This is a genomic window from Porphyromonas endodontalis, assembly GCF_052173515.1.
Taxonomy (GTDB): Bacteria; Bacteroidota; Bacteroidia; order Bacteroidales; family Porphyromonadaceae; genus Porphyromonas; species Porphyromonas endodontalis_A.
In genome coordinates, this window is sequence record NZ_JBQMYL010000006.1 from 26,188 (window position 1) to 50,719 (window position 24,532).

The window sequence follows — 24,532 nt, forward strand, 5'->3', positions numbered from 1 at the left end:
GCTTTTTCTTAGGAATAATTACGTACCTTTAGGGGACGTAAGGCTGAGGTGTTGCAGACTTCTCGCCTTGCCAAAACGGAATCAGGATGCTAAAAGCAAACTAAGACTATGGCTGTAAAACAGAAAAAATCGACCAAGAAGAATTTCGTTCTCGATACGAACGTAATCCTCCACGACTACGAATGTCTCGAGAAGTTTGAGGAAAACGATATTTACATCCCCATTACAGTTCTCGAAGAGCTGGATAAGTTTAAGAAGGGTTCGGAGCAGATCAATCATAATGCCCGAGCCTTCGCCCGTTTTTTAGATTCGCTAGAGAGTGAGAGCTTTTTTACGGAGGGGGCTCCTCTGGGCGAGGGACGAGGACGTCTCTATATCAAGATAGATGGCTTGGAGCATCCGGTCGTGAGAAAGGCTTTTTCTGAGCGTATTGCGGATCACCGAATACTCTCTTGTGCTCTTACTTTGAATACAGAGCAGAAGGACGAACCCACCATCCTCGTGACAAAAGATGTCAATCTGAGGGTAAAGGCGCGCGCCCTAGGGATGCAGGCAGAAGACTATATCAACGATAAGGTACCCACTCGCTCGCTGTTCGACGCTGCGCACGAAGAGTACACCGATATACCTGCCGAGCTGATCGATACGATCTACTCTCGTACCGAGGGTATCGCTGTGGAGGAGTTGGATTTCTACTCCAAACTACAACCCAATCAGTGCTTTATCCTCAAGAGCGACCGCAATAGTGTGATGGTGCGTTACAATCCTTTTTCGGGGCGCGTCACCAAAGTAGACAAGGTTACTCGCTCCGGGATTACCCCTCGTAATGCGGAGCAGGCTTTCGCTTTTGATGTAATTACAGACCCCAATGTCAAGTTGGTGGGGCTTACGGGGAAGGCCGGTACCGGTAAGACTCTTCTTGCTCTAGCCGCTGCCCTTAGCATGCGAGAAAGCTACCAACAGATACTGCTTGCTCGCCCTATCGTAGCCCTTGCCAATAAAGACTTAGGTTACCTCCCCGGGGATGAGAAGCAGAAGATTACCCCCTACATGCAGCCCCTTTTTGATAATCTCAACTTCATAAAAAATCAACTCCGAGCCGGGAGTGCCGAGGTGCGTGCCATTGAAGAAATGCAACACGACAACCGACTTATCATTGAGGCTCTGGCTTATATTCGTGGACGTAGTTTATCGGATTCTTTGTTGATTGTAGACGAAGCGCAAAACCTTACTCCCCACGAAGTCAAGACCATCATAACCCGAGCCGGAGAGAATACCAAGGTGGTGCTTACGGGGGATGTGGAGCAAATAGACTCCCCTTACCTCGATGCTGAGAGCAACGGCTTGGCTTATATGATCGACAAGATGACGGGGCAGCAACTTTTTGCCCACGTCAATCTTATCCGAGGGGAGCGTAGCGAATTGAGCGAAATAGCTTCCAATCTTCTTTAATACGGCACTGTTATGTCTCAACCTATGCATATTGTTGTCTCAGGTTTAGGAGCCATAGGGGGCTATTATGGCGGAATGCTTGCTGCTTATACAGAGCAGATGCAAGCCCTACATACCTCTTTCTTTATGCGCCCCGGGGAGCATCTTGAGCAGGTAAAGAGCCAAGGTCTTCATATATCCTCCCCTACGATAGACTCCACGGTTCACCCATATAGGGTCTCCTCTGTTGCGTCAGAATTGCCCACGGCAGACGTGCTTTTCCTAGCAACAAAGAGCTACGATGCCCTAGAGAATATAGAGCAACTTCGTCCGATTATCACCCCCTCTACCGCAATCGTTCCACTCCATAATGGTTTGGATGTGCCCCCTGCCATACATCAAGCCTTGCCCAATAATTTGATCCTCCCCGGGGTATGCCATATCACGGGGCGGCGCACGGCTCCGGGTGAGATTGTGGTACGTTCGGATAGTAACGTGCTGAAGTTTGGGGCTAGCGAGGCTCTCAATAGTCGTATTTCGATGGCCGAATGGGCTACTGCCGAATGGCTCTATACCCTGATGCAGGCGGCAGGTATCAAGTGTCGTCTCTATCGTGAGATGGCGCCTTATTTGCGAGAGAAGTTTTTGATGCTTAGCCCTTCTGCCGCTGCAACTGCCTACTTTGATATGCCCATCGGTAGGGTGCAAGATGAACATAATGAGGAGTTCCGAGGTCTAATGAGTGAGCTGGCTTCGCTTTACCGCGTGGCGGGCTGGGAGCAAGATCTCTTTCTCGAAGAAAAAGGCTATCGGGCTGTGGAGAAAATGCCACGAGAGGCAACTACCTCAATGCACTCCGATATTTTGGCAGGGCATCGCTCGGAGTTGGAAAGCCTTGTGGGCTACGTCGTGCGAGAGGGGCAACGCCTAGGGGTTCCTACGCCGCTCTATCGGAAAATGTATCATGCCCTATTAGAGCGTATTGCCTCCGCCTCCATCTGATTTTTATATGAGAAGACTTGCCCCTCTAGAGAGGGGGCGAATCTTCCCTTTTTCTTGACCTCCTTAACAATGCAACCCAACGAACGATATTTCCCCGTAGTGGGGATGCGCTGTGCCGCCTGTGCTGAAAAAGTGGAGCACGCTGTGGCACATGCTGTAGGTGTAGAGAGCGCAGCCGTTCTTTATACCGAGAGGATATTACACGTACGCTACCGCCCTACGGAGACCTCTCCCGAAGCTCTTGCCAAAGTGGTGGAGGGGGTAGGTTTCGAGCTTATCTTAGCTGATACGGAGTACGAACTGGCCGAGCAGCACCGCAAGGCTCTCCTTGAGGATGCAAAGCGTATGCGGCGCAATCTCATAGGAGCTTGGGTAGCTACCCTCCTTATGATGCTCTTGATGTTATTGCCCTTTCCCCACCTTGTGCATCAGTTGGGCATGGCTCTTGCTGCGGCTTCGGTCTATTTCTTTTTTGCTGCAGACTACCATAGGGCTGCCCTTCGGCAGATTGTACATGGGGTTTTCTCTATGGATACCTTGGTTTCACTCAGTACTACGGTTTCGTTTGTCTCCGGAGTACTTGCCCTTTTGGGGGGATGGGGGATTTTTACCGACGCACATATCTATTTTGATGCCACTGTAATGATTCCCGCTTTCGTCTTGTTGGGGAAATGGCTAGAGCAGCGAGCCACGCAACGGACGGGGGACGCTGTGGCTGCCCTTGTGGAGAGTCGACCGCGGTGGGCGTTGCAAATGCGCGATGGAGTAGCTACCGAAGTGCCGGTGGAGACCCTAAAGGTGGGAGATCGTATCCGTGTGCGAGCCGGAGAAGCTATCCCTGTGGATGGTGTACTGCTCAAGGGCACAACCTCCGTCGATGAGCAATTGATCAGTGGAGAACCCCTCCCTGTGGAAAAGGTGGTGGGTAGCTCCGTCTTTGCAGGTACCCTCAACCGCGAGGGGGCTTTTACAATGGAGGCTACTTCTGTGGGGCGCGATACCATCCTAGGAACGATTATAGAAACAGTGCGTCATACGCAGACCGATAAGCCGCCTATTCGCCGTATTGCCGATCGTATAGCGGCTATTTTTGTTCCTGTTGTTATGGGGCTATCCCTCTTGACGTTGCTTCTTTGGCTTCTCTTGGGAGACCCGCTTGATGCGTGGCGTTGGGGGATGCGTTGTGCCATTTCTGTGCTGGTGATTGCCTGCCCTTGCGCATTGGGTTTGGCTACTCCTACTGCCCTTACAGTGATGGTAGGCGAGACAGCACGGAGGCATATCCTGATCCGGAAGGCGGCTTCGATGGAGGTATTGCCCCGAGTAACGCACGTTTTTCTTGATAAGACAGGTACTATTACATCGGGGCATCCCGAGGTAGTGGAGGAGACGTGGGCAGACGGCGTTTCTCCCGAGGGGTTAATGCCTTTGTTCGTTGCCATGGAGCAACAGAGTACCCACCCTCTAGCGGCCGCTATTGTGGCGCATGCCGCTCTTCCCGAAGACCTCGTTTTGCCCTCTCTAGATAGCGTAGAGACTTTTGTTGGCAAGGGCGTAGAGGCTTATTCCGAAGGGGTATGTTATCGGATTGGCAATGCCGGTTTTGTAGGAGCTATTCCCCATCCCGAGGTGGAAGGGAGCGAGGTCTTTTTCTCCCGAGAGGAGCAGGTCGTGGCTCGCCTTTTGGTGGCAGATCGGGTAACGGAGGAGAGTAGGGAAGCTGTTGCTGACCTACGAAAGCGCGGCATTGAGGTCGTCTTGCTTACAGGTGATAACCGCGGAGCCGCTCAGACGGCAGCCCAAGCGGCGGGGATAGAGGAGTGGCACGCAGCCCTTCTTCCCCACGAAAAACTAGAGATTGTAGCCAAGGCTCGTGCAAAGGGTGCCGTAGTGGCTATGGTTGGAGATGGTATAAATGATAGCGAAGCTCTGGGCGAAGCGGATGTGAGTCTTGCCTTTGCTTCGGGGAGCGACATTGCCGTGTCTGTGGCAGATATCACCCTCGCTCAAAACGATTTGCGCCTATTGTCCCAAGCGATAGAGATTGCCAAGCGCAGTCTTCGTACCATTCACGCCAATTTCTTTTGGGCACTGCTCTACAATTTTATTGCCATTCCACTTGCCGCCGGCGCGCTCTACTCTGCGTGGGGTATCTTGCTTTCGCCCGCCATCTCAGGGGCGGCTATGGCATTTAGTTCCCTCTCTGTGGTGACCAATAGTCTGTTGCTCAAGAGAAGACTGCGGAGAGAGAAATAAGTTGCAGCCTAGGATTTGTTTCCTTCCTGCCCAAAAGTCTAGTGGCATATAGGCTGAGAAAAAATTTTTTTCTGCCCTGGAGAGAAAAATCTCTGGGGCAGACTTTTTGAGCGTTTCACAGAGGGTATATATCAGCTGCTAAGGCTTCGGTTTGAGATTTATTTGCTAAATTCGCCCTTGAATCTGGGGAGTATCTTTCGCGAAGATAAGTTCCTCCGGTATTCGCCATAAATGTATAAACTATCATAGATCAATCGTATTGTTATGATGAACCCCGAAGAACTCCGGAAAACCGGATTCGCAACACGCGCCGTGCACGTAGGTGCCGAAAAAAATCAATATGGCACATTGGCATCTCCTATCTACCAAACTTCTACCTTCGTTTTTGATAATGCAGAGCAGGGCGGTCGCCGCTTTGCCCTCGAAGAAGGAGGTTATATTTATACCCGATTGGGGAACCCCACCCTCACTGCAGTAGAGCAGAAAGTGGCTTCTCTAGAGGGTGCAGAGGCTTGTATGAGTGCCTCCTCGGGTATGGGAGCTATTACCTCAGCAATATGGGTATGTGTAGAGCAGGGCGATCACATTGTAGCCGGCAAAACTCTCTACGGCTGTACCTATGCCTTCCTTGAGCATGGTCTCAAGCGTTATGGCGTAGACGTTACATTTGTAGATACGCGTGACCCCGAGAATGTACGCAAAGCGATGCGCCCCAATACCAAATTGGTGTATGTGGAAACGCCTGCTAACCCCAATATGTACATTTCGGACATCGAAGCTATTGCCAAGATAGCCCACGCCCAAGAGGGAGTGCGTGTGATGGTCGATAATACTTTCTGCACACCTTATCTCTGTCGTCCCCTTGAGTTTGGGGCTGATATCGTAGTACACTCAGCAACCAAATTCCTCAATGGTCACGGCGACGTTATTGCCGGATTCGTTTGCGGTTCACAAGAATATATTGATCAAGTACGCCTTCTCGGGGTAAAAGACTTGACGGGTTCTGTACTCGGTCCGTTCGAGGCTTTCCTCATCAATCGCGGTATCAAAACGCTCCATGTACGTATGGATCGCCACTGCGAAAATGCCCAAAAGGTGGCAGAATTCCTAGAGAAGCACCCCAAGGTAGAGAGCATCGCTTATCCCGGTTTGGCTAGCTTCCCCCAAAAAGCTCTTGCCGATAAATATATGAAGAAGCCCGGCTCTATGATTGCCTTTGAGATAAAGGGTGGCTTAGAGGCTGGTCGTAAGCTGATGAACTCTGTACACTTGGCTGCCCTTGCTGTTAGCCTTGGTGATACCGAGACTCTTATTGAGCATCCTGCTTCTATGACGCACTCTCCCTATACTCCCGAGGAGCGTGCCGCATCCGATATCTCCGAAGGTATGGTTCGTCTCTCCGTTGGTCTCGAAGATGCAGAAGACATTATTGCTGACCTCAAACAGGCTCTCGATCAACTTTGATTTAGAGCTGTTTAGATAGAAGATTCCCCCTATTTGGAGGCGATCTTTCCCCACGAGGGGTTGTAGTTGCAAATGGAAACTACACCCCCTTTTTCGTTCTTTATTGCAAGTCTTCTCATCTCGCTCTGGGAGAGTTTGTCTGTGAGAAGTAGCGGAATACACGTGCTTTTTGTACATTTGCGGACGAAAGTCCTTTGCGGAGCTGATGCTGCAAGGGGCTGTGGATAGAGGAGAAAAAGATGAGTACAGCCGGAGCACAAGGCAAACTGACAATAGTACCTACCCCTGTAGGGAACCTCGGAGACATTACACTCCGAGCTTTGGAAGTGTTGCGGAGTGCTGATCTTATACTTGCTGAGGATACGCGTACGTCATCCGTTCTTCTCAAGCATTACGACGTCAAAAAGCCCCTGGAGAGTCATCATAAATTCAATGAGTTTAAGACCTCTTCTACTCTGGTTGCACGTATCCAAGAGGGGCTTAATGTGGCATTGATTAGTGATGCCGGCACCCCCGGTGTTAGCGATCCGGGTATTATTTTGGCACAGGCTTGCATAGAAGCTGAGGTGCCGGTGGAGTGCCTCCCGGGAGCTACGGCATTTGTCCCCGCCTTAGTTGTCTCCGGATTAGATGCAAGTCGTTTTGTTTTTGAGGGCTTTCTGCCCCAGAAAAAGGGTCGCCACTCACGCATTCAGGCATTGGCGGAGGAAGAGAGAACTGTTATTTTGTACGAGTCTCCTTTCCGAGTGCTCAAAACTTTACAAGCATTTGCCGAGGTGTGTGGAGGTGAGCGCAAGGCCGTAGCAGTGCGAGAGCTGACAAAGGTGTACGAAGAGGTATGCCGAGGAACTCTCCAAGAACTCATCGAGCACTTCACGGAGGTGAGCCCACGTGGAGAGTTCGTTCTCCTGATCGCAGGGGCACCTCACGAAAAGAAAATACATAAAAGCTATCGCGATAAGCTTCGCGAAGAGAATGACAATCTGAATAGTAACTAAATCGTAAAGACAATGAAGAGAACAATCTTAGTAACGGCTTTTGCTTTCCTTATGGCTGCTTGCTTCTCTATGACTTCTTGCAAGGGAAACAAGGGCGGAAAGAGCGAGCTTGACTCTATTGCTGAGGCAAACAAAAGCCTCGAGACGCAAGTAGAGGAAATGGACGAACTCATCAGTAGTGTACTTGCTAACTTCCAGGAAATTAGTGCCATGGAGGGGGTGATCAATGTTCCTGCCAATGGCGAGATGAATACAAGTCAGAAGGAGCGTGTAGAGAGCAGCATGCAGATGATTACTGAGAAGCTCAAAGCAAATAAAGAAGACATCGATCGTCTTAATGCTAAACTCCAGGCTCTCGGCTCAAAGAACGCCGTAATGACAAAGACAATTAAGGCTTTGCAAAGCGAATTGGAGTCTAAAACGAAAGAGATTCGCCGTCTTACCGAAGAGTTGCAACGTAAGAATATTGCCATAAAGGACCTTGATGATATGGTCAACGACCTCAATCAAAATGTAGAAGCTCTAGCTACTACTACCGAAAAGCAGTCCGAAACAATTGCATCTCAAGACGCTTCTCTCAATACCGTACGCTACTGCGTTGGTACCAAAAATGACCTTAAGGAAATGGGTATTCTCGTAAATGGCAAGGTTGCTACAGAGAATTATACCTCCGATTACTTCCGTCAAGTGGATCTCCGTAAGTTGGCTCGTATCCCTCTCTACTGCAAGAAAGCAGAGCTTCTTACCAACCACCCCTCAAGCAGCTATAGACTCTCGCCAGGGGATGATAAGCAGCTTACTCTTGAAATCATCGATCCTCAGAATTTCTGGAGTCTTTCTAAGGTACTTGTAGTACGTACCTATTGATACTGACTCTTTTACAGGAGTAAAATACGGCTCTTAGAGCCTAAGCACAGCCCTCACCATACTGCGTGGGTGGCTGTGTTTCGTTAGAAATAAGGGACCCTGTACCCTCTGGAGAAGGGGGAGCAGTGTTTTCTTTGTTTCGAACCTCGCCACCCTTTCGCTTGTTATTTCCTATGTCACAAACTCTCAATCCGCATGATTAAAAACCTATTTATCGATCTTGATGATACGCTCTGGGACACCTATCACAATAATAAGGAGAGCCTGCGAGAGCTATACCTAGAGGAGGGTTGGCAGCAATTTGTTCCCGACTACGATGCCTTTTGGGAGGAGTATTGGATCCATAACGAGGGTTTGTGGGAATTGTATCGGCACGATAAAATAGATAAGTATACCCTTACTCTACGCCGAATGAGGGAGCCAATGCCTTGGCTTGCCTCCCTGTCGGATGAAGAGATTCTCGCCCTCAATCGTCGGTTTTTAGGGGTCACGGCAACCAAAACTCGCCTTGTGGAGGGTGCTTTGGAGGTGATGGAGTATCTGCATCGCTACTACCGTATTTACATTTTGTCGAACGGGTTTCGGGAGGTGCAGTATGCCAAAGTAGAGCGCAGTGGCCTTCTCCCTTACATCCATCGCATGATATTGAGTGAGGACGCAGGTGTAAACAAACCCAATGCTGCTATATTCCGTTACGCTTGTTCGACTACCAATAGTCGCTGTGCAGAGTCTTTGATGATTGGGGATAGTTGGCCGGCGGATATTGTAGGGGCTAAAAATGTGGGTATGCCATCTATTTGGTTTAATCCCAAGGGGCTAGAGTGTTCGATGGAAGGGTACGCCCCACGCCATATTATTGGGCATCTTAAGGAGTTATTCCAGCTTTTGTAATCCCCTTACTCCTCCTATACTATATGAAGAAAAAAGGCTCCATAGAGAAACAATTCCACCGTTGGGGAGGATTAGTTCTCTGTTTCTTTCTCATTGCATTTAGCCTTTCGGGTATTCTTCTTAACCATAGAGAGCCGATCGCTTCGCTTGATCTTTCGCGCTCTCTTTTGCCGTCGTCTTATCATGTAGATGGTTGGACGCAAGGAGCGGCGGTGGGCTCTACGGCTCTCTCCGGAGACTCAATTCTGCTCTATGGTGGGGAGGGTGTTTGGCTTACGAAAGATGGAGGACGCAATTTCTCTCGCATGATGGAGGGGTTGCCCAGCGGGGCGGATCGCTATCAGATGCGTCGCATTTTGCATTCGCGCCGTAATGGTACTTTTGCTCTTTCTCAAGATGCTCTCTACCGCTGGCAGGGGAAGGAATGGCAGGAGATGCCTCTCCCGCTCACTGAACGTCTCACGGATCTCGCGTTGCAGGGAGACTCTCTTGTAGTGATGGGGCGGTCTCATTTTTTTGTATTACAGCTCCCTTATCAGCAATTTAGCACCCTTACTCTCCCCGAGTCCCCTGAGGTCTCTCCTCATCGTGCGACTCTCTTTCGCACGCTTTGGGCGCTTCATTCAGGCGAGCTATTCCACCTCTTAGGCCGTCTTTTTGTGGATGCTTTGGGACTCATTATGTTGCTCCTTTCGATCTCCGGGGTCGTTATTTTTGTTTATCCCCGTTGGATGAAAAGAATACAGAAGCGGGTACGAGCAGCGCGCAGAGCTAGAGTGAAAGAGAGAACGCGTCGCCTGCAGCGTGGTCTCAAACGCCAGTATAAACTTCATTTGTTGCTGGGCTATTGGTTATTTATCCCTCTTCTAGTTCTTGTGGTATCGGGCATGTTCCTTCGTCCTCCCCTTTTGGTTGCGGTAGCTAAGGTAAAAGTGCCAACAATCCCCACAACTGCGCTCCATAGTGCGAATAATCCTTGGCACGATGCTTTACGTCGCTTGGTTTACGTCCCCGAAAAACAAGAGTGGATCCTCTCCACGAGTGAGGGTATATTCCGTTGTAAACGCTTAGGTCTTCCGCTAGAAAAAATAGAGAACACACCCCCTGTAAGCGTGATGGGAGCCAATGTTTTTGAGGTTGCTCCCGATAATCCACATGCGCTGTTGGTCGGCTCTTTTATGGGGCTTTTTCGTTGGGATTTGGAGAGTGGAGCTGTTTTAGATCTCTATACGGAACAGCCGCCTGCACCCCAAGGTGTGATGCCCATCGGAGATCATAAAGTTTCGGGATATTCGTCACATTTGGGGGGAAAGAAGGGGATTGCTTTTGAGTATGATGTGCCGTGCCGTGAGATCTCCCAGCCTAAGGAGATGGGACGAGGGCGTATCTCTCTCTTTCATACGATGCTCGAGTTGCATACGGGGCGGCTCTATGTTTTCTTCGGTCCGCTTGGGATTCTCTGGATCTTTGTCTCAGGGAGTATGATTCTTTGGCTTCTTATTTCGGGGTTCCGTCGGGCACGAAAGCAGATGCGTAAGCGTCGTTCGAGAGCGACAAATTAGTCCTAGCTCTCTCTCCTTTCAACTTCCACCGTAGAATGTTTGAGGCTGAAATAGTATCTCCTTCTCCGAGCTATTATCACATTGTTTGTACATTTGGAGTAGGAAATCGAGAGAAAACGAGTATAAAATCCATGTTCCATTTTTTGCAAGCACTGCTTGTTGCTTTGGCTGTAGCGATAGATGCCGCTACCGTTGCAGCCTGTGAAGGTATTAGCCGCGGGTGCAAACATTCTTGGGGTACACTTGCAACCATTGCATTACTTTTTGGAGTACTGCAAGGTGGGGTTACCGCAATTGGCTATTGCGTGGGGGCAGAGACGATTGACCTTGTTGATGAATACGATCATTGGGTAGTGCTCATATTGCTGGTAGCTGTAGGGGGGCACATGATTTATGATGCCTTTGCTCGGGCTCGATATGGACAGCAGATCAAAGGGTATAAGGGAGAGGGAGCTACACTTACCCTGCGCTATTTTTCTTATCTATTGATGATGGGGTTTGCCACGAGTATTGATGCTTTAGCACTAGGCTTTAGCTTCTCGTTCATGTCAATCCCCATCCATTTATATGCTCTTGTTATAGGCATTGTAACGGCCTTGGCCTCGGGGTTCGCCTTTTATGTGGGGTGCAAAATCCCTTTCAAATGGATCTCTTGGGCAGAACTGTTTGGGGGCTGGGTACTTATCGGCATTGGAGTGAAAGTGCTCATTGAACATCTGCATTTGGGTTATTAAAATGCCTCTTACACTACGAATTTTAGACTTCTTACTCTGTAATAGTAGTGTTGATTCTGACCATTTCCCTCTACTTCTTTTGAGAGATTTTAGGTAGAATAGTCTATTTGTAGAATATTATGTTTACCTTTGCGGGCAAGTATAAGTAAGAACACTGGGGCGGGTTCTTTTGATGCTTTAGAAGAGTACCGCAAAAAACAATAAGAAAAGGTGCCTTCGGAGAATCAGGAGAAAGCGTTCCGCAAAAAGAATGAACAAATTATGAAGAAATTTGCAACCTTATGCGCTGTTGCGCTCGCATCGCTCGTACTATTCTCTGCTTGCAGCAAGAGCGAAACACCCGAAGAAGTAGCTGTTAAGTTCGTGATGGAGCTTAACAATGAGAACTATGACGCTGCTAAGGCTCTCGCTAATGAGAATGGTGCTCAGATGGTAGATCTCATGAAAAGCATGAAGGATATGTCTTCTATGGAAGGCGAAGCTGCAACGGAAGACGAAGCCGTTGAAGGTACAGAAGATAACACTGAAAATCCCGAAGCTGTAGAAGGCACGGAAGCTCCCGAAGCTCCTGAAGCAGCAGCTCCTGCTCCTAAAAAGGAGGAAAAAGTAATGCTTACAGAAGCTGACCTCGAAGTTAAGAAGTCTGAAGTACGTGGCGACTCTGCTTTCGTATGGGTTCTTAACAAGAAGGAAGCTGGTCAGGGCGAACTTCCCCTTGTACTCGTAAAAGAAGGTGGAAAGTGGAAAGTTGACAAAATCGACAAGGAAAATAAGTAATTCCACGAGACCTCTAGAGGAGGTGGTTGTGCTCTATGGGGGTACACCCTGGTACTTTTCTCTCCTCTGAATTATAACCCCTACCACTCTAAGGTTTGACTGCTACTCTTGTTCTTTGAGAGTTGAGTTTAGAAAGGTCTTAGAGTGATAGGGGTTCTTATATCCGGTACTATATGAACACGAATTATAGCACAAAGAGAGGTTGGATAGGGATTCTGTCTCTTCTCCTTTTTGCCCTAGTGGGCTGCTCTCCTAGTGTATCTGCCATCCAAGAGGAGGAGCCCGAAGAGAAAGCCAAGGAGCTCCCTCCTTTGGATTTGTTGCGTTCGGGTGACCTGATCTTGCGCTTAGGGCATGGTAGTAGCTCCGAGTATTTTCGTCAGCATGCCTCCCGTAATCAAGAGTTCAGCCACTGTGGTATTCTCTATCTCCATAGGGGAGAATGGTTTGTGCTACACGCTGAGTTGGCTTCTTTTAGAGGGATGGATGGTCCTGTAATAGAGCCGCTAGAGAGCTTTGTCGATCACTCGATTCGCTGGGCTGTTTACAGAAATTTGCTGGATGAGGAGGAGCGACGTTCGTTTTGCAAAAACGCATTGCAGTGTGTTAAGCAGAAGATAACGTTCGATACAGCCTTCGATAGTACGGATCCATCTCGGCTTTATTGCTCAGAGTATGTAGCGTTTTGCTTTAATAGAGTATTGCCTGCGGTAGATTGTATTAAGCCCACCTTTGAGATTGCAAATACGGGCAAGATGCTTTTTCTTTTGGATGACCTTGTTGCCGGTTTGCCCGAGATTGCTCGAGGAGAAGGGACGCCGCAGTAGGAAAATAACAGCCTAGAATCGCTCCGATTGTAGGCTGGTTTTTCAAAATTTCTTGCCCTGTACTTTTTCCCTTCTTACCCTATTCTTCAAAAAGTCTTGGGCAGGTTGGGAGGGAGGTTTAGGCCTGTATTGAGAAAAGGATGGGATAGAGACCGGAAAAGTAGTAGGGTTGGGTAGAAATAGAGGAGGGGGGAGTGCTGATTTTTGGCTCATCCCCTTCCTTTTATGTTTGGATCTGAGATTCTCCATTCGTGAGCTGACTTTGTCCGACTTTTTACCCTAAAGTCTCACCAAAAGGCTGTATATTTGCACCCTAGAGTTTGGTATGAGATACTCATACAAAGAGAATGAAACGAGAGCTTAGTTTAGACGAACTACGTGCCATTATGCGTGAATACCTCGAGGCGCACGACCTCAAGGAGACCTATACGCGTAACATCGTTTTGGAGTATGTTTACCAACTAGAGAAACCTTTTGATGCCGATAGTGTCTACAAAAGATTGCGCGAAGCGGAAGGAAAGCAGATCAGCCGAAGCACCGTATATAGCGCTATTGATCTCTTATGCCGCTGCGGCATTCTCATTCATCTAACGCGTAATTTAGGAGCCAATTACATCTTGGCATGGCGTTGTAAGGGGTATGCTCTTGTGCTTTGTAGCGAGTGCGGTAAGCTTAATCTGTTCCGTCAGGAGAATCTCTCAAAGCAGATGCAGTATGTCAAGCCCCCCCGATTTTCGCCAACGCAAGCCGTAATGGTCGTTTTTGGCGAGTGCAAGGATTGTACCAATCGCAGTCTGGCCGATAGTACAGACGTGGCTCAACGCAAGGATAAGGATACAGCAAAAAAAAGCAAGCCTGCGAAGAAATCGAAGGCGAACGATAATAAGAAATAAAATACCTATAGGGTAAATACTGATACAGTATGGGAAGAGTAGACGTCTTGTTAGGGCTCCAATGGGGAGACGAAGGTAAGGGAAAAATAGTGGATGTACTCACTCCACGCTATGATATGGTGGCACGCTTCCAAGGGGGACCCAATGCCGGTCACACCCTGGAGTTTGCAGGGGAGAAGTACGTACTTCGCTCGGTGCCTTCCGGTATCTTCCAAGGGGACAAAATCAACATCATTGGCAATGGGGTCGTACTAGATCCTGTGCTCTTCCGCGAAGAGGTGGAGAGTCTTTTCAATAGCGGTCATCCCCTCAAAGATCGTCTCGTAATTAGCCGTAAGGCACACCTTATACTCCCTACTCATCGTCTCTTGGATGCCGCTGGTGAAAAGGCATTGGGAGCCCAAAAAGTGGGGACTACAGGCAAGGGAATTGGCCCCACTTATACCGATAAGGTAAGCCGTCATGGCGTACGCGTTGGGGATATAGAGGGCGATTTTGAGGCTAATTACAAGCGAGCCAAAGAGCGTCACTTGGGCATGTTGCACGGTATGGGTGTAGAGGTGCCCGACCTAACACAGGCAGAAGCCGATTTCTTTGCTGCAGTAGAATACCTCCGCCAGTTCCGCTTTGTGGATAGCGAGTTTGTGATAAACAATACATTGAAGTCCGGCAAAAATATCTTGGCAGAGGGAGCACAAGGCTCTATGCTTGATATTGATTTCGGTTCCTATCCTTTCGTAACTTCTAGTAATACGATTTGTGCAGGGAGCTGTGTCGGATTGGGCGTTTCTCCTCGTGCGATAGGCGACGTTTATGGTATATTCAAGGCCTATTGCACTCGAGTGGGTGCGGGGCCTTTCCCTACAGAATTGTTTGACGAAGATGGCCGTCAGATGGCAGAGCGTGGGTATGAGTTTGGTGCCGTTACCGGGCGTCCTCGGCGCTGTGGCTGGATTGATCTTGTAGCTCTTCGTTATACGATTATGCTCAATGGCGTGACCAAACTCATCATGATGAAGAGTGATGTGTTGGACACCTTTGCTACTATCAAAGCATGCCGTGCTTATCGTATCAATGGCGTAGAAACGCGCGACTTCCCCTACTCAATTGAGCAGGAAATAGAGCCTATCTACGATGAAATATCGGGTTGGCAGTGTGACCTTACGGCCTTCGATCGTGAGGAGCAATTGCCTAAGGCTTTCCTCGATTATGTTGCTTACTTAGAGCGAGAATTAGAGGTGCCCATTGCTATTTTATCCGTAGGACCCGACAGAAAACAAACTATCGTGCGAGGCTAATAATCGCTAGCATCGTACATGACTTATCAGCAAACGATCGACTACCTTTTTGCTGCCACGCCCCAATTTGAGCAGCAAGGAGGGAGTGCCTACAAGCCCGGTCTGGAGCGAGTGTTGGCTATGGCGGAGGCTATAGGTAGCCCCCATCTTGGCTCGGGTATTCGCTATATCCATGTAGCCGGTACCAATGGGAAGGGCTCGACTTCGAGTACGTTGGCGGCAATCTTCTCGGCAGCCGGCTATCGGACGGGGCTTTTCACCTCACCGCATCTTGTGGACTTTAGGGAGCGCATACGCATTGATGGTGTGCCCATTGAGGAGTGTTCCGTGGTGGATTTTGTAGAACGAACACGCCCCCTCATTGAGCGATTCTCTCCCTCCTTTTTTGAGCTAACAACCCTGATGGCGCTGCATCACTTTGCAGCAAAAAAAGTGGATGTTGCCATTATAGAGGTAGGTATGGGCGGCCGACTTGATAGTACCAATATCATCACTCCGGAGCTCTCCATCATTACCAATATCAGCCTCGATCATACTCAGTTCTTGGGCTCTACACTAGAGGAAATTGCAGGAGAGAAGGCGGGGATTTTCAAGCCCAACGTCCCTGCACTTGTGGGGGAGGCGAGTGCGTCTCTTCGCCCCGTCTTTCGCGCAAAGGCAGAGCTGTTAGATGCCCCTCTTTACTTTGCAGAGGATAGCGATGTGTTGCAAGATGCCGAGCCCGATAGGGGAGGATGGTTGCTTCATACTCGTGATTATGGCACCCTTTGGGGCGAGTTGGGAGGAGCGGCTCAGCGGCTCAATGCACGCACTATCTTGGCTGCTCTTGATATCCTTACTCGTCAATCATTTCAAATCCCTAGGGCTGCCGTGGAAGAGGGATTCGCGCATGTTGTGGAGCATTCGCACCTCTTAGGACGATGGCAAAAGGTGGCTTCTCAGCCCGATACCTATTGCGATACAGGGCACAACGAGGCCGGTATTCGTCTTGTGGTGGAGCAGTTAAAACAAGAGCAGTACCAAGCGTTACATATCGTCTTTGGTATGGTGGCGGATAAGGATTGGCATTCGGTGCTTCGTCTGCTCCCCACGTCTGCTCATTATTACTTCGTACAACCAACGAGCGATCGGGCTTTGTCTTCCGAAGAGTTGGCTCAGGAGGCTCGTTCCATAGGTCTAGAGGGCTCTGTATTTCCCTCCATAGAAGAGGGGTGTTTGGCTGCCCAAAAAGAGGCTCTTCCCCAAGACCTTATATACATAGGGGGCAGTAACTATGTCGTTGCTGAGGCACTCAAAAAGTGCTATCCCCACACATTAGAATCCGTATTCAATACTAATTATTAATACTCATACTTATGACTCAAGCAATTCAACAGTCGCTTCGTGACAAGGCGTGGGCAAGGTGGACGGTGCTTATCCTCATCGCCCTGACCATGTTCTTCGCCTACATGTTTGTAGATGTACTATCTCCTCTCAAGTCCATGCTGGAGAAAACAGCAGAAGAAGGGGGGCTTGGATGGTCGTCTACCGTATTCGGGACTTACGGCTCTAGTGAGTTCTTCCTCAATGTCTTCTTCTTTTTCCTCATCTTTGCCGGGATTATTTTGGACAAAATGGGGGTACGATTTACGGCTGTATTGTCGGGAGCTTTGATGGTTCTTGGTGCTCTTATTAAAGTTTATGCGTTGAGTACTACATTCAACAATGGCGGATTTGGGTTTGAGTTGTTCAACTCATTCATGCCTTCGATGCCCCCCTCGGCTAAGCTCGCTTGCGTTGGCTTTATGATCTTTGGCTGCGGCTGCGAGATGGGTGGTGTGACGGTATCGCGTGCCATCGTTAAGTGGTTTGAGGGTAAAGAAATGGCTCTTGCAATGGGCTTGGAGATGGCTGTTGCCCGCCTCGGTGTCTTCGCAGTATTCCGTATGTCCGCGCCCATCGCTGAGCATTTTGGTAGCGTACAAGCTCCTGTAATCCTCTGCCTTATCCTCCTCTCTATTGGGTTGCTTTTCTATCTTATCTATGGTATTTTCGATGCCCGTTTGGATAAGACTTTGGGTAATGTTGCTAGCGCAGAAGAGGAAGAACCTTTCCGTTTCAAAGACTTGACAAAGGTTTTTGGGAGTGGTATCTTCTGGGTTGTTGCCCTTCTTTGCGTGCTCTACTATTCTGCCATATTCCCCTTCCAAAAGTTTGCCACCAACATGCTGGAGACAAACCTTGGGCTCTCTGCTGAGACGGCTTCTGCCATCTTTAGTTACTTCCCCATTGGGGCTATGATCATTACTCCGTTCCTTGGAGCTTTCCTCGATTTCAAGGGTAAGGGCGCTACCATGCTTATGCTTGGCTCTGTGTTGATGATTGTATGCCATACGATTTTTGCTCTTTATCCATTTGTAGCAGGGGATACTACCTCTACCATTATTGCCTATTCGGCTATTGTCTTGTTGGGTATCTCTTTCTCCCTTGTACCTGCGGCTCTCTGGCCCTCTATGCCTAAGCTTATTGATGGCAAGGTACTAGGTTCGGCTTATTCGGCTACCTTCTGGATCCAAAACGTAGGGCTCATGGTTGTACCCATTGTAATTGGTAAGGTACTAGACCAGACAGGGACTTACCGCTTGCCCATGCTTATTTTTGCTTCGTTCGGTGTAGCAGCTCTTCTCTTGAGCTTGTACCTCAAGGCAATCGATAAGAAGAAGGGTTATGGACTCGAATTGCCCAACAAAAAGAAATAATAAACGTTTGAATCAGAACTTGTAATACCCTTGTGGCTATGAACTCTATAGACGTCATGAATAAGGCAGCAGACAACATCCGTTGCCTTGCTCTCTCCATGGTGGAGAGGGCAAAGAGCGGTCACCCCGGGGGAGCTTTGGGTGGTGCCGACTTTATTAATGTGCTATTCTCGGAGTATCTCCGCTTCGACCCCGATTGTCCCGGGCGCTGGGCGCGCGACCGATTCTTCCTCGACCCCGGTCACATGTCGCCTATGCTTTATGCACAGCTGGCTCTTACGGGTCGCTTTTCTCTCGAAGAGCTCGAAGCCTTCCGCCAATGGGGAAGTGCAACTCCGGGTCACCCCGAGCGCGATGTAGAGCGTGGGATAGAGAATACAAGCGGACCTCTGGGGCAAGGGCATACGCTCGCCGTGGGAGCTGCTATTGCAGCAAAGTTTTTGGGTCACCGCTTTGGCTCAGAAGTTATGCCGCAGCAGATCTATGCTTTTATCTCAGATGGTGGTATTCAGGAGGAGATCTCGCAGGGTGCCGGGCGCATAGCCGGGCACTTGGGCCTCGATAATCTCACGATGTTTTACGATGCCAACGATGTACAACTCTCTACGATGGTGGATGAGGTAGACACCGAAGACGTGGCGCGTAAATACGAAGCGTGGGGTTGGAAGGTGCTCACCATCAAAGGAAATGATGTGGCAGAAATCCGCAAGGCGTTGGACGAAGCGTTGGCGACAAAGGGCTGTCCTACCCTCATTATTGGTAAGACCTGCATGGCCTACAAGGCGCTAGATGCAGAGGACCGTGAGATTGTCGATCGCATTCCTACGCACGGGCAACCCCTTAGCAAGGCCGGTGTCTCTATCGAAAAGACACTGGGAGCTATGGGCTTCGATGCTGCCAATCCTTTTGTTATCGCTCCCGAAGTAGAGGCTTTGTACCGCAAGCGTGACGAAGAGTTGCGTCAGGTTTGGAAGCAATATGATGCTACATTCTCTCAGTGGCAGAAGGCTAATGCCGAAGATGCTGCTCTGATGAAGGATTGGTTCGATGGCAAACTTCCTGTAATCGATTGGGCTGCCATTGAGCAAAAGAGTGGACAGGCTACTCGTTCGGCTTCGGCCACGGTGCTCAAAGAACTTGCTGCTCGGGTACCTAATATGATCGTCTCTTCGGCAGACCTTTCCAATTCAGACAAAACTGATGGATTCCTCAAGGGAACGGAGGCAATGAGCCGCAATAATTATGGCGGCCGCTTCTTGCAGGCCGGTGTTGCTGAGCTTACGATGGCGGCTCTCTGTGTGGGTATGATGCTCCACGGAGGGGTAATTGCGGCCTGTGGTACGTTCTTCGTTTTCTCCGATTACCAAAAGCCGGTGATTCGTTTGGCTGCCTTGATGCAGGTGCCTGTCAAGTTCGTTTGGACGCACGATGCATTCCGTGTAGGCGAAGATGGACCAACGCACGAACCTGTAGAGCAGGAGGCACAAATCCGTTTGATGGAAAAACTCCACAACCACTCCGGACAACGCTCAATGTTGGTACTCCGTCCTGCCGATGTGCATGAGACTACGGTAGCTTGGCAGATGGCTATGGAAAACGACCAAACTCCTACGGGTTTGATCCTTTCTCGCCAGAATATCGACGACCTACCCAACGAAGGGCTTACTCCCTATGCACGTGCCGTGCGTATGATGTGTGGGGGATATATCGTAAGTGACGACGAGGGGGCAGAGATGGCTCTCGTTGCAACGGGTAGCGAAGTAGCTACACTCGAAGCTGCTGCTACCATCCTCCGTGCCGAAGGGCGCAAGCTACGTGTCGTTTCTATTCCATCCGAAGGGCTCTTTATGGATCAGCCTGAGAGCTATCGCCGTGAGGTGCTCCCCGAGGGGATGCCTCGTTTTGGACTTACGGCAGGCTTGCCCATTAACCTTGAGGGCTTGGTGGGTGCGAATGGCGTAATCCACGGATTGGAAAGTTTCGGTTATTCAGCTCCTTATAAGGTCTTGGACGAAAAGCTAGGCTTTACTCCGGAGGCTGTCGCCGAGAAGATCCGCACGTTGTTGCAGAGACGATAGGGATTTTTCTCCCAACGAAAATAAGTAGGGGCTCTTCTGCCATGGGGTGGGAGAGCCCTTTTTTAGGCTGATTTCCTGCTCGGTTGCTGGGTGAAAATTTTTCCGTTCCTGGGCAGAAAATTTTTATTTTTCAGTCAGTTTCCCACTCCCTTTTTGGGTGGAATTTTTTCTTTTTCCGGCTGAGCTTTTTGGGAACATGTGGGTGCTGAAAAAATCACCCCTGGGCAAACGAAACATCACCTGCCGAATAAAAAGAGCCCTCTCCCATGGAATGCAAATCGGATCCTAGGGGAGAGGGGTTAGAAGTTCTAGGGATTCTGGAGGAGACGCTTGTAAGCCGCCTTAGGGGGCTACTCGGGTAGCGTCTTTATGTAGTCTTGGGTAAGACGGATATAGTCTTCTACGTCCAGCCGCTCAGCCCGTAGCGTGAAAATAGGGTCGGAGAAGTCGTACCCCTCGGGGAAAAGTGTCCGCAACGAGTTGCGGAGTGTCTTTCTTCGTTGAGAGAAAGCCGCCTTTACTACCTTCTTAAAGATCTCTTCGTCCACGGGTAGTTCCTTCCTGTCGTTACGTACCAATCGGAGCACCCCGCCCTTGACCTTTGGAGGGGGATCGAAGTCCAATTCGCTGACCGTAAAGAGGTATTCGCAGTGATACCAGCAACGAAGAAGCACTGATAAGATGCCATAATCGCGTCCTCCGGGAGGGGCCGTAAGCCGCTCTGCCACCTCTTTTTGGAGCATCCCGGCACAGCAGGGCACGCGGTCTCGTAGCTCCAATAGACGGAAGAAAATTTGGGAGGATATGTTGTAGGGATAGTTGCCTATGAGTACGAATGGAGTTTGAGGTTGCCCCGGTATCAATTCGTCGGCAGGGAGTTTGAGTACGTCCCCTTCGGTAAGGTGCTCGCCATGGGCAAACCACGAAAAATTACGTTGTAGGTACTCCACCGACTCGGTGTCAATCTCAAGCGCATAGACTTCCAGTCCAAGGTCCAGAAGTTCCCTTGTGAGCATGCCCATACCCGGCCCTATCTCTAGGATAGGAATATCACGCCACGAGAGTACACTCTCGGCAATGGCACGAGCCACCGATGGGTTGGTTAGAAAGTGCTGCCCCAGGGCCTTTTTGGCACGAACTTTACTCATAGTACTGCGAAAAAAGAGTATATTTGTAGTGTTAGCAGCTACGAAGGTAGCGTTTTTCTGCCGTAGAACGGGGGTAAAACGCACCAACCTGATGAATAAAAGGACTACAAGAGTGGATCATCCCCTAGCTCAAGGCTCCGAGAGCGTTGCCCTCGGTCTCTCCGCCCATCGCAGCAGAAAGCGTTGGGTGCGCTTGGCGGTGTCTCTATCTTTGGGCATTGCCTTGATGGTGGTTGTCTACCGAAACTTCGACTTCGGGGAGCTTCTGAGGGAGTTGCGTTCCAACTCCATTAGTTGGGGAATTATCGCTTTATCCATCTTGATAGAGGCCTTAGGCAATGTTTTTCGTGGGGTGCGCTGGAAGTTGCTTGTACACCCATTTAGCACTCCGGCACCTCGTTTGAGGAATACCATTCTATCGGTACTTGGGAGTTATGCGGTTAATCTCATTTTCCCTCGAGCCGGGGATGTTTGGCGTTGTGCCGCCCTATCTCGCTACGAATCCCTCTCTATGGCAAAGCTCATTGGCTCTCTGCTGATGGATCGCCTTATGGATATGATCGTGCTGGGGCTTATTGTCTTGATGGCCATTGGGGGATTCTCCGATTTCTTAAGGGGCTATTTTGTAGAGCATCCCGATCTCTCTCTCAAGGTGTCGCACCTCGTTTCCTCTCCATTGTTCTATTTGACTTTGTTGGCAGTAGGGGTATTCGGCTACCTCTTTTGGCGTCTCTCCAAGAGAAGCCGATGGGGTGCAAAAATCTGCAAGGGGCTACGAGATATGTGGGAAGGGCTGCTTTCCATTCGTTTTATGCCGCATCGGGGTCTTTTTATCCTCTATACCATTGGCATTTGGGGATGCTACTTTGTGGCCTTCTATCTCACCTTCTTTGCTTTCCCTTTTACTCAAGACTTAGGGATCAATGTAGGGCTACTTGCCTTTGTAATGGGCTGCTTGGGGGTGGCGGCTCCCGTACAGTCGGGTATCGGAGCTTGGCATTTTATGGTTATCACAACCCTCACGGCTGTGGGCGTTGAGCGCAGTGATGCCGGTTCATTTGCCCTCGTTGTACACACCTCACAAACATTAGGTAACGCCCTTATTGGGCTAATCGCAATTTTAGTTATACCTTTACTCAATAGAAATTATAGTAGAACTCAATAGTAAGAATACATAATATAGAAACGATTATGGCAAAAGACATTCTAACGCTTAAACCTGAAGCTGTCTGGAGATACTTTTACGACCTTACACAGATTCCTCGCCCCACAGGGCAGATGGATGAGGTAACACGTTATGTATTTGAAGCAGGCAAAAAACTCGGGTTGGAGACCTTACAAGATGAGGTTGGCAACGTGCTTATCCGTAAACCTGCCACTCCCGGTATGGAAAAGAAGCCTATTATTACCCTACAAGGGCACGTAGATATGGTTCCTCAGAAGAATAGTGATGTACAACACGACTTCGCCAAAGATCCTATCGATGCCTACATAGATGGGGAGTGGGTGACGGCTAGAGGTACAACGCTTGGTGCCGACAACGGTATTGGGGTTGCTCTTGCTCTCGCTATTCTAGAGGACAATAGCCTAAAGCATGGTCCACTAGAAGCCCTCTTTACCATCAACGAAGAGGTAGGGATGGATGGGGCAAATGGCCTCAAATCCGGCTTCTGCAAGGGGGATATTCTCCTCAATATCGACTCCGAAGTAGAGGGAAATCTCTACATCGGTTGCGCCGGGGGGATTGACGTAAACGTAAGCCTCGAATACAAAGATCAGGAGACAACAAGTCAAGAAGATCAGGCAGTACGCCTTACCCTTTCCGGGCTTAAGGGTGGTCACTCCGGAGTGGATATCCATATCGGTCGTGCCAACGCTAATAAGCTGATGGCTCGCTTCCTCAAGTGTGCTGTAGAAGAGTTTGGTGTGCGTGTAGCCTCTCTAGAGGGCGGTTCTATGCGTAATGCTATCCCTCGCGAAGCCTTTGCGGTGCTTACCATCGCGCCTGAAGATGCTGAAGAATTCTGCAAGTATGTGGCTGAGTTCGAAGCTCTCTTTACCAAAGAATTTGATGGAATCGAAGATAAGATCTCGCTCAAGGTAGAGAAGTGCGATATGCCTACCAATATTCTTCCCGAGGATATTCAAGACAATCTTATCAACGCTCTCGAGGCTTGCCAAAATGGCCCCATTTCGATGCTCCAGAGCTTCCCTGATACGGTAGAGTCTTCTACCAACCTAGCCATTGTGCGCGCAGGTGATGGACTTGTGGAGGTGAAGTTCTTGGTACGTAGCTCGTCGGATAGCCGCAAGATGTGGGTGGCATCAAGCATCGAAAGTGCCTTCCTACTCATGGGGGCTAAGGTGGAGTTGGCTGCTCCTTACACAGGGTGGCAACCCAATGCAAAGTCGCATATCATGGAGGTAATGAGCAAGGTATATGAGGAAATCTACCACGAGAAGCCCGATGTTAAGGTAATGCACGCAGGGCTAGAGTGTGGTATCATCCAGGGTGTTATGCCCGATATGGATATGATCTCCTTTGGACCTGAGATCCGTCACCCCCATTCGCCCGACGAAAAAGTACATATCGACTCTGTAGCTCGCACGTACGAGGTCATTGTCAGAACCCTAGAACTTGTATAACCCCACATCCCTTTATAATTAAATGAAAACAGCATTCGTATTCCCCGGTCAGGGGGCACAATTTGTTGGTATGGGTCTCCCTCTTTATGAGGGCAACGCCGAAGCCAAGCGTTTATTCAATGAAGCCAATAAGATTTTAGGTTTCGATATTACAGAAATCATGTTCCGAGGTACGGACGAAGAGCTCAAGCAAACCAAGGTAACGCAACCTGCGGTTTTCTTGCACTCGGTGCTAATGGCACGTGCTTTGGGAGCAGACTTCCAACCCGATATGGTAGCAGGTCACTCGCTGGGAGAGTTCTCCGCGCTTGTGGCTGCAGGGGCACTCTCTTTCGAAGATGGGCTTACCCTAGTCTCTAAACGAGCTATGGCAATGCAAAAAGCCTGTGAAAAGACGCCCTCTACTATGGCTGCAATCCTCGGTCTACCCGACGAAAAAGTAGAAGAGGTATGCCAGAGCATCACGGACGAAGTAGTGGTAGCTGCGAACTTCAACTGCCCCGGTCAGATCGTAATTTCCGGTTCAATGCTGGGTATTGAGCGTGCTTGTGAATTGCTCAAGGCCGCAGGTGCTAAACGTGCTCTCCCCCTCAAGGTGGGTGGCGCATTCCACTCTCCGCTGATGGAACCCGCTCGCGAAGAGCTGGCTCAAGCTATCGAAGCAACCACTTTTGCAGCACCCAAAGCTCCGGTATACCAAAACGTGGTAGCCAAGGCTGTTTGCGACGCTGCAGAGATCAAGAGCAACCTTGTAAAGCAACTTACCTCGCCCGTGCGTTGGACAGCTTCTGTACAACAAATGGTGGCCGATGGGGCGGAACGCTTTGTAGAATTAGGCCCCGGTAGTGTATTGCAAGGGCTTATCAAGAAGATTGCTCCAAGTGTAGTTACCGAAGGACGAGACCAATAAAGAGGGAGGAGT

Annotated in this window: 20 protein-coding genes; 19 read left to right on the forward strand and 1 reads right to left on the reverse strand. The window is 49.5% G+C overall.

All coding sequences use genetic code 11. The features are described 5' to 3' along the window. The first annotated feature begins 108 nt into the window (after positions 1–108). From ACTTHR_RS04165 to ACTTHR_RS04240, 16 genes are all read left to right on the forward strand, one after another. Positions 109–1,452: a PhoH family protein gene (locus ACTTHR_RS04165; protein ID WP_004332162.1), complete on the forward strand. Its 1,344-nt coding sequence runs from the start codon at positions 109–111 to the stop codon at positions 1,450–1,452. Positions 1,453–1,464: 12 nt separating this feature from the next. Further along, positions 1,465–2,433: a ketopantoate reductase family protein gene (locus tag ACTTHR_RS04170; protein ID WP_442605296.1), complete on the forward strand. Its 969-nt coding sequence runs from the start codon at positions 1,465–1,467 to the stop codon at positions 2,431–2,433. 69 nt (positions 2,434–2,502) lie between these two features. After that, positions 2,503–4,689, forward strand: coding sequence for a heavy metal translocating P-type ATPase (locus ACTTHR_RS04175; protein ID WP_442605297.1), 2,187 nt, complete (start codon positions 2,503–2,505; stop codon positions 4,687–4,689). Between the two features lie 264 nt (positions 4,690–4,953). After that, complete coding sequence (gene megL / locus ACTTHR_RS04180) at positions 4,954–6,153, forward strand: methionine gamma-lyase (RefSeq protein WP_004331988.1); 1,200 nt, start codon at positions 4,954–4,956, stop codon at positions 6,151–6,153. 239 nt (positions 6,154–6,392) lie between these two features. Further along, complete coding sequence (rsmI, locus tag ACTTHR_RS04185) at positions 6,393–7,151, forward strand: 16S rRNA (cytidine(1402)-2'-O)-methyltransferase (protein ID WP_276774052.1); 759 nt, start codon at positions 6,393–6,395, stop codon at positions 7,149–7,151. A 12-nt stretch (positions 7,152–7,163) separates the two neighbouring features. Continuing rightward, positions 7,164–8,018: a hypothetical protein gene (locus ACTTHR_RS04190; protein WP_276774050.1), complete on the forward strand. Its 855-nt coding sequence runs from the start codon at positions 7,164–7,166 to the stop codon at positions 8,016–8,018. Between the two features lie 195 nt (positions 8,019–8,213). After that, positions 8,214–8,909 carry a YjjG family noncanonical pyrimidine nucleotidase gene (locus ACTTHR_RS04195; protein WP_442605298.1) on the forward strand — a complete coding sequence of 232 codons (696 nt, stop codon included), beginning with the start codon at positions 8,214–8,216 and terminating at the stop codon, positions 8,907–8,909. Between the two features lie 23 nt (positions 8,910–8,932). Next, positions 8,933–10,471, forward strand: a complete 1,539-nt coding sequence (locus tag ACTTHR_RS04200) for a PepSY domain-containing protein (protein WP_442605299.1) — start codon at positions 8,933–8,935, stop codon at positions 10,469–10,471. 131 nt (positions 10,472–10,602) lie between these two features. Beyond that, positions 10,603–11,205 carry a manganese efflux pump MntP gene (locus tag ACTTHR_RS04205; protein WP_442605300.1) on the forward strand — a complete coding sequence of 201 codons (603 nt, stop codon included), beginning with the start codon at positions 10,603–10,605 and terminating at the stop codon, positions 11,203–11,205. Between the two features lie 261 nt (positions 11,206–11,466). Beyond that, positions 11,467–11,982, forward strand: a complete 516-nt coding sequence (locus ACTTHR_RS04210) for a hypothetical protein (RefSeq protein WP_276774042.1) — start codon at positions 11,467–11,469, stop codon at positions 11,980–11,982. Positions 11,983–12,155: 173 nt separating this feature from the next. Beyond that, positions 12,156–12,809: a YiiX/YebB-like N1pC/P60 family cysteine hydrolase gene (locus ACTTHR_RS04215; protein WP_442605301.1), complete on the forward strand. Its 654-nt coding sequence runs from the start codon at positions 12,156–12,158 to the stop codon at positions 12,807–12,809. A 347-nt stretch (positions 12,810–13,156) separates the two neighbouring features. Beyond that, the gene (locus tag ACTTHR_RS04220) at positions 13,157–13,702 is read left to right on the forward strand and encodes a Fur family transcriptional regulator (RefSeq protein ID WP_115321252.1); all 546 of its coding nucleotides are present in this window, start codon (positions 13,157–13,159) and stop codon (positions 13,700–13,702) included. 29 nt (positions 13,703–13,731) lie between these two features. Beyond that, the gene (locus ACTTHR_RS04225; protein ID WP_442605302.1) at positions 13,732–15,000 is read left to right on the forward strand and encodes an adenylosuccinate synthase; all 1,269 of its coding nucleotides are present in this window, start codon (positions 13,732–13,734) and stop codon (positions 14,998–15,000) included. Between the two features lie 18 nt (positions 15,001–15,018). Then, positions 15,019–16,344 carry a bifunctional folylpolyglutamate synthase/dihydrofolate synthase gene (locus ACTTHR_RS04230; protein WP_442605303.1) on the forward strand — a complete coding sequence of 442 codons (1,326 nt, stop codon included), beginning with the start codon at positions 15,019–15,021 and terminating at the stop codon, positions 16,342–16,344. Positions 16,345–16,355: 11 nt separating this feature from the next. Beyond that, a complete protein-coding gene (locus tag ACTTHR_RS04235) occupies positions 16,356–17,738 on the forward strand; it encodes an MFS transporter (protein WP_315076044.1) in 1,383 nt (460 codons plus the stop codon). Positions 17,739–17,776: 38 nt separating this feature from the next. Continuing rightward, positions 17,777–19,816 (forward strand): transketolase family protein, encoded by a 2,040-nt coding sequence (locus tag ACTTHR_RS04240; RefSeq protein WP_442605304.1) that lies wholly within the window; start codon positions 17,777–17,779, stop codon positions 19,814–19,816. Positions 19,817–20,166: 350 nt separating this feature from the next. Here the strand turns inward: ACTTHR_RS04240 and rsmA are convergent, their stop codons facing one another. After that, positions 20,167–20,964 (reverse strand): 16S rRNA (adenine(1518)-N(6)/adenine(1519)-N(6))-dimethyltransferase RsmA, encoded by a 798-nt coding sequence (gene rsmA / locus ACTTHR_RS04245; protein WP_442605305.1) that lies wholly within the window; start codon positions 20,962–20,964, stop codon positions 20,167–20,169. Between the two features lie 91 nt (positions 20,965–21,055). Between rsmA and ACTTHR_RS04250 the strand changes: the two genes are divergently transcribed. Genes ACTTHR_RS04250 through fabD form a run of 3 tightly spaced genes read left to right on the forward strand, consistent with a single transcriptional unit; the run spans position 21,056 to position 24,520 of the window. Next, positions 21,056–22,129: a lysylphosphatidylglycerol synthase transmembrane domain-containing protein gene (locus tag ACTTHR_RS04250; protein WP_442605306.1), complete on the forward strand. Its 1,074-nt coding sequence runs from the start codon at positions 21,056–21,058 to the stop codon at positions 22,127–22,129. 26 nt (positions 22,130–22,155) lie between these two features. Then, positions 22,156–23,610 carry an aminoacyl-histidine dipeptidase gene (locus tag ACTTHR_RS04255; RefSeq protein WP_442605307.1) on the forward strand — a complete coding sequence of 485 codons (1,455 nt, stop codon included), beginning with the start codon at positions 22,156–22,158 and terminating at the stop codon, positions 23,608–23,610. 22 nt (positions 23,611–23,632) lie between these two features. Further along, positions 23,633–24,520: an ACP S-malonyltransferase gene (gene fabD, locus ACTTHR_RS04260; RefSeq protein WP_442605308.1), complete on the forward strand. Its 888-nt coding sequence runs from the start codon at positions 23,633–23,635 to the stop codon at positions 24,518–24,520. Positions 24,521–24,532 lie beyond the last annotated feature (12 nt).

Coding starts and splice junctions, on each gene's coding strand:
- ACTTHR_RS04165 (WP_004332162.1), top strand. CDS start 109: ATGGCTGTAAAACAGAAAAAATCGACCAAGAAGAATTTCGTTCTCGAT.
- ACTTHR_RS04170 (WP_442605296.1), top strand. CDS start 1,465: ATGTCTCAACCTATGCATATTGTTGTCTCAGGTTTAGGAGCCATAGGG.
- ACTTHR_RS04175 (WP_442605297.1), top strand. CDS start 2,503: ATGCAACCCAACGAACGATATTTCCCCGTAGTGGGGATGCGCTGTGCC.
- megL (WP_004331988.1), top strand. CDS start 4,954: ATGATGAACCCCGAAGAACTCCGGAAAACCGGATTCGCAACACGCGCC.
- rsmI (WP_276774052.1), top strand. CDS start 6,393: ATGAGTACAGCCGGAGCACAAGGCAAACTGACAATAGTACCTACCCCT.
- ACTTHR_RS04190 (WP_276774050.1), top strand. CDS start 7,164: ATGAAGAGAACAATCTTAGTAACGGCTTTTGCTTTCCTTATGGCTGCT.
- ACTTHR_RS04195 (WP_442605298.1), top strand. CDS start 8,214: ATGATTAAAAACCTATTTATCGATCTTGATGATACGCTCTGGGACACC.
- ACTTHR_RS04200 (WP_442605299.1), top strand. CDS start 8,933: ATGAAGAAAAAAGGCTCCATAGAGAAACAATTCCACCGTTGGGGAGGA.
- ACTTHR_RS04205 (WP_442605300.1), top strand. CDS start 10,603: ATGTTCCATTTTTTGCAAGCACTGCTTGTTGCTTTGGCTGTAGCGATA.
- ACTTHR_RS04210 (WP_276774042.1), top strand. CDS start 11,467: ATGAAGAAATTTGCAACCTTATGCGCTGTTGCGCTCGCATCGCTCGTA.
- ACTTHR_RS04215 (WP_442605301.1), top strand. CDS start 12,156: ATGAACACGAATTATAGCACAAAGAGAGGTTGGATAGGGATTCTGTCT.
- ACTTHR_RS04220 (WP_115321252.1), top strand. CDS start 13,157: ATGAAACGAGAGCTTAGTTTAGACGAACTACGTGCCATTATGCGTGAA.
- ACTTHR_RS04225 (WP_442605302.1), top strand. CDS start 13,732: ATGGGAAGAGTAGACGTCTTGTTAGGGCTCCAATGGGGAGACGAAGGT.
- ACTTHR_RS04230 (WP_442605303.1), top strand. CDS start 15,019: ATGACTTATCAGCAAACGATCGACTACCTTTTTGCTGCCACGCCCCAA.
- ACTTHR_RS04235 (WP_315076044.1), top strand. CDS start 16,356: ATGACTCAAGCAATTCAACAGTCGCTTCGTGACAAGGCGTGGGCAAGG.
- ACTTHR_RS04240 (WP_442605304.1), top strand. CDS start 17,777: ATGAACTCTATAGACGTCATGAATAAGGCAGCAGACAACATCCGTTGC.
- rsmA (WP_442605305.1), bottom strand. CDS start 20,964: ATGAGTAAAGTTCGTGCCAAAAAGGCCCTGGGGCAGCACTTTCTAACC.
- ACTTHR_RS04250 (WP_442605306.1), top strand. CDS start 21,056: ATGAATAAAAGGACTACAAGAGTGGATCATCCCCTAGCTCAAGGCTCC.
- ACTTHR_RS04255 (WP_442605307.1), top strand. CDS start 22,156: ATGGCAAAAGACATTCTAACGCTTAAACCTGAAGCTGTCTGGAGATAC.
- fabD (WP_442605308.1), top strand. CDS start 23,633: ATGAAAACAGCATTCGTATTCCCCGGTCAGGGGGCACAATTTGTTGGT.